Source organism: Micromonospora sp. NPDC048894, from assembly GCF_040649765.1.
Taxonomy (GTDB): Bacteria; Actinomycetota; Actinomycetes; order Mycobacteriales; family Micromonosporaceae; genus Micromonospora; species Micromonospora antibiotica.
In genome coordinates this window covers 1-3487 of sequence record NZ_JBEZFY010000037.1, presented here as the reverse complement: position 1 = coordinate 3487, position 3487 = coordinate 1, and the positions used below count along the sequence as shown (strand labels likewise).

The following is a 3487-nucleotide window of genomic DNA, read 5'->3' as shown; positions in this document are numbered from 1 at the left end:
GGTTGACCGCGCTGCCCCGGATGACCGCGAGGACGGGTCGTCCGGCCCGGCGGGCGTCGGACAACCGCTGCACCACCACCACACCCACACCCTCGGAGAACCCGGTCCCGTCGGCCCCGGCGGCGAAGGCCCGGCAGCGGCCGTCGCGGGACAGCCCGCGCTGCCGGCTGAACTCGATGAACAACCGCGGCGCGGACATCACCGTCACGCCGGCGGCCAGTGCCATCGAGCACTCCCCCCGGCGCAGGGACTGGACCGCCAGGTGCAACGCCACCAGCGACGACGAGCAGGCGGTGTCCACCGACAACGCCGGCCCCTCCAATCCGAGGGTGTAGGAGATCCGGCCGGAGGCCACGCTGGTCAGCACGCCGGAGCCGACGTACCCCTCGGCCTCGGCCGGCACGGCACGGACGTCGGGCGCGTAGTCCTGCGGGATCGCGCCGACGAAGACGCCGGTGTCGGTGCCGCGCAACGCGTCCGGCGCGATACCCGCCCGCTCCACCGCCTCCCACGACGTCTCCAACAACAACCGCTGCTGCGGATCCATCGCCAACGCCTCACGCGGCGAGATCCCGAAGAAATCCGCGTCGAACCCACCCGCCTCGTGCAGGAAACCACCCTGCCGCGTGTACGACCGACCCACCGCGTCCGGATCAGGATCGTAGAGACCCTCCAGATCCCACCCCCGACCCTGCGGAAAATCACCCACCGCGTCGCGACCCTCGACCACCAGATCCCACAACTGCTCCGGCGAGACCACCCCACCAGGAAAACGACACGCCATACCCACGATCGCGATCGGCTCCCGGTCGGCACCCTCGACCTCGGCCAGTCGGCGTCGGGTCTGCTGCAGGTCGGTGGTGACCCGCCTGAGGTACTCACGGAGCTTGTCTTCGTTTGCCATCGCGGGCCATCCCCCTGGGGGTCGCGGGTCTGAAGAGAGCAGACCCATCGGACTACACAGGACTGTCCGCGTACGTACTTAGATCGCCCTATCAGGGCTCTAAATCGCCTGCTCGGAGCGGGGAAACCGGGGGCTGACGGGCGCGGGTAAGGGTGAATTTAGAGTCCGTCCCTAGGTTCCCGGCATGACCGAAGACGGCGTTCCGGGCGCACCGGCATTCCCCATGCCCCGTACCTGCCCGTTCTCCCCACCACGCGAGTACGCCGAGCTGCGGGCCGCCCGGCCGCTGTCCCGGGTGACCCTCCAGGACGGCAACACGGCGTGGCTGGCCACCAGCCACGAGTACGTCCGCACGCTGCTCGGCCACCCCGCCACCAGTGCCAACCGGGCCCACCCCGGCTTCCCGGCGACCGTCGCCAACGTGCAGGCCTTCGCGCAGAAGGGCTTCCTGCTCTCGATGGACCAGCCGGAGCACTCGCTGCACCGGCGGATGGTGGCCGCGGAGTTCACCGTGCACCGGATCCGGCAGCTGCGGCCGCGCATCCAGCAGATCGTCGACGACCGGATCGACGTGCTGCTGGCGATCGGGACCCGCCCGGTGGACCTGGTACGGGAGCTGGCCCTGCCGGTCCCCTCCCTGGTCATCTGCGAGCTGCTCGGCGTCCCGTACGGCTCCCGCGAGGTCTTCCAGGGGCACACGGAGGTGTTGCTGGCCCGGGCCAGCACCCCGCAGCAGCGGCAGGAGTCGTTCGGTGCGCTCCGCGCCTTCCTCGGGGACCTGGTCAGCAGCAAGGACGGCAATCCGGACGACGACCTGCTGGGTCGCCTGTCGGTGAAGTACCGGGCGGCGGACTGCTACGACCACGAGCTGCTCACCGGGTTCGCGATGCTGCTGCTGCTCGCCGGGCACGAGACCACCGCGAGCATGATCTCGCTCGGCCTGCTCGCGCTGCTGCGGGACGAGCGGCTCGCGACGCAGCTGACCGACGATCCCACCCTGACCCCGAACGCCGTCGAGGAGCTGCTGCGTTACTTCAGCATCGTCGACTACCCCACCGCCCGGGTCGCGCTGGCCGACATCGACCTCGGCGCGGACCGGGTGCGCGCCGGTGAGGGCTTCGTCGCCTCCGCCGCCGCTGCCAACCACGACGGCGACGTCTTCGCCGACCCGGGCACCATCGACTTCCGGCGCGGCGTCCGCGGCCACGTCGCCTTCGGTTACGGCGTGCACCAGTGCCTCGGGCAGAACCTGGCCCGCGCCGAACTCGAGATCGTCTACGACACGGTGCTGGCCCGGCTGCCCGCCATGAAGCTGCTGACCTCCCCCGAGGAGCAGCCGTTCAAGGAGGCCACCGTCTACGGCCTGCACTCCCTGGAGGTGACCTGGTGAGTTTCCTGCGCCTGACCGTGGACGAGGAGCAGTGCTGCTGCTCGGGCCAGTGTGTGCTCGCCGCCCCCGACCTGTTCGACCAGCGCGAGGAGGACGGCATCGCCGTGGTGCTGGTCGTCGAGCCGACGGCGGACCGGTACGAGGAGGCCCGGACCGCCGCCCGGCACTGCCCGAGCAACGCCATCTCCGTGCACGAGCGGGACTGATTCCCGCTTCGCTCGACAGCCCGCCCACCGGGCGCGTGGGCCGGGTTCCCGCATCCCTGGCACCCGGAAAGGCCTGTCCCGTGTCGAACTCCGAAGACAAGTTCCGTGAGTACCTCAAGCGCGCCACCGTCGATCTGCGGCAGACCCGCGCCCGCCTCGCCGAGGTGGAGGAGCAGGATCGGGAGCCGATCGCGATCGTGGGTATGGCGTGTCGTTTTCCTGGTGGGGTGGTCTCGCCGGAGCAGTTGTGGGATCTGGTGGTCGAGGGTCGCGACGCGGTGGGTGATTTTCCGCAGGGTCGGGGGTGGGATCTGGAGGGTCTCTACGATCCTGATCCGGACGCGGTGGGTCGGTCGTACACGCGGCAGGGTGGTTTCCTGCACGAGGCGGGTGGGTTCGACGCGGAGTTCTTCGGGATCTCGCCGCGTGAGGCGTTGGCGATGGATCCGCAGCAGCGGTTGTTGTTGGAGACGTCGTGGGAGGCGGTGGAGCGGGCGGGTATCGCGCCGGACGCGTTGCGCGGCACCGACACCGGCGTCTTCGTCGGGGTGATGTACAACGACTACGGCTCCCGGTTACGACCGGCGCCGAAGAGCTTCGAGGGTTACGTCGCCAACGGCAGCCTCGCGAGCCTCGCCTCGGGCCGGATCGCCTACACGCTCGGCCTGGAGGGGCCGGCCCTGTCGGTGGACACCGCCTGCTCGTCGTCGCTGGTCGCGTTGCACCTGGCCGCCCAGTCGCTGCGTAAGCGGGAGTGCTCGACGGCGCTCGTGGGTGGGGTCGCGGTGATGGCCACCCCGACCACCTTCGTGGAGTTCAGCCGCCAGCGTGGCCTGGCGCCCGACGGCCGGTGCAAGGCGTTCTCCTCGTCCGCGGACGGCACCGGTTGGGGCGAGGGTGTGGGTGTGGTGGTGGTGCAGCGGTTGTCCGACGCCCGCCGGGCCGGACGACCCGTCCTCGCGGTCATCCGGGGCAGCGCGGTCAACC

At 70.5% G+C, this 3487-nt stretch carries 4 protein-coding genes; 3 read left to right on the top strand and 1 reads right to left on the bottom strand.

All coding sequences use genetic code 11. The features are described 5' to 3' along the window. On the bottom strand, positions 1-904 hold a 904-nt coding region (locus AB0C22_RS31190; RefSeq protein ID WP_357538584.1), incomplete at its 3' end, for a beta-ketoacyl synthase N-terminal-like domain-containing protein. 184 nt (positions 905-1088) lie between these two features. Between AB0C22_RS31190 and AB0C22_RS31185 the strand changes: the two genes are divergently transcribed. The 3 genes from AB0C22_RS31185 to AB0C22_RS31175 all read left to right on the top strand — a co-directional run. Continuing rightward, positions 1089-2294, top strand: a complete 1206-nt coding sequence (locus AB0C22_RS31185; RefSeq protein WP_357538582.1) for a cytochrome P450 — start codon at positions 1089-1091, stop codon at positions 2292-2294. Beyond that, a complete protein-coding gene (locus tag AB0C22_RS31180; protein ID WP_308291068.1) occupies positions 2291-2500 on the top strand; it encodes a ferredoxin in 210 nt (69 codons plus the stop codon). Before AB0C22_RS31185 ends, AB0C22_RS31180 begins: the two co-directional genes overlap by 4 nt. 80 nt (positions 2501-2580) lie before the next feature. Next, positions 2581-3487: beta-ketoacyl synthase N-terminal-like domain-containing protein (locus AB0C22_RS31175; RefSeq protein ID WP_357538580.1), on the top strand; the 907-nt coding region annotated here is incomplete at its 3' end.